The following is a 747-nucleotide window of genomic DNA, read 5'->3' on the forward strand; positions in this document are numbered from 1 at the left end:
GTGCTGCGGATGCAGCCGACAGTGAGAGGGTACGTGCTCTTGCCCGTCCGGGAGAGAGCCGTGTCCCAGTCCCTTCCTCGCAATCATCTGCTGAAAGCCCTCTCCCCAGAGGATTTCGCGCTGCTGCTGCCGTCAATGCATCATGTCCAACTCGACCTCAAAGCCCAGCTGGAGGTCCCGTATCAGCCGATCGAGCATGTGTATTTTCCAGAAGCGGGTATCGCTTCGGTGGTCGCCACCATGACTGGAGGGCGGCAGAGTGAAGTCGGGATCATTGGCTATGACGGCATGACAGGCGTTGCCGTCATTCTCGGCCAAGACAGCTCTCCCAATGAGACCTACATCCAGGTCGCAGGCAATGGCTGGTGCCTGCCGGTTGAGAATCTTCAGTCTGAGGTGGCAAAGAGCCAGTCGCTTGGCGCGTCGCTGCTTGCCTATGCCCACGCCTTCCTTGTCCAGTCGTCGCGAACGGCACTGGTCAATGGCCATTCCAAGATCGAGGAACGGCTGGCCCGCTGGTTGCTGATGGTCCACGACCGAACCGAGGGAAACAAGATCCAGCTGACGCATGAATTTCTGGCGACTATGCTCGGCTCTCGGCGCCCCGGCGTTACCACCGCCCTGCAAATGCTGGAGTATCGGGGGCTGGTTCACGCCAGGCGCGGCGAGATCACGATCGTCGACCGTGCTGGAATGATAAAGCTCACACATGGCGCCTATGGCGACGAGGAGCAACGTCACTTCGGC

At 60.1% G+C, this 747-nt stretch carries 1 protein-coding gene; it reads left to right on the forward strand.

Annotated elements, in window-relative coordinates:
- Positions 1-60: 60 nt before the first annotated feature.
- Positions 61-747: Crp/Fnr family transcriptional regulator (locus AC0L3D_RS36830; protein ID WP_473647549.1), on the forward strand; the 687-nt coding region annotated here is incomplete at its 3' end.

The sequence above is a fragment of the Mesorhizobium sp. WSM4837 genome, from assembly GCF_055811435.1.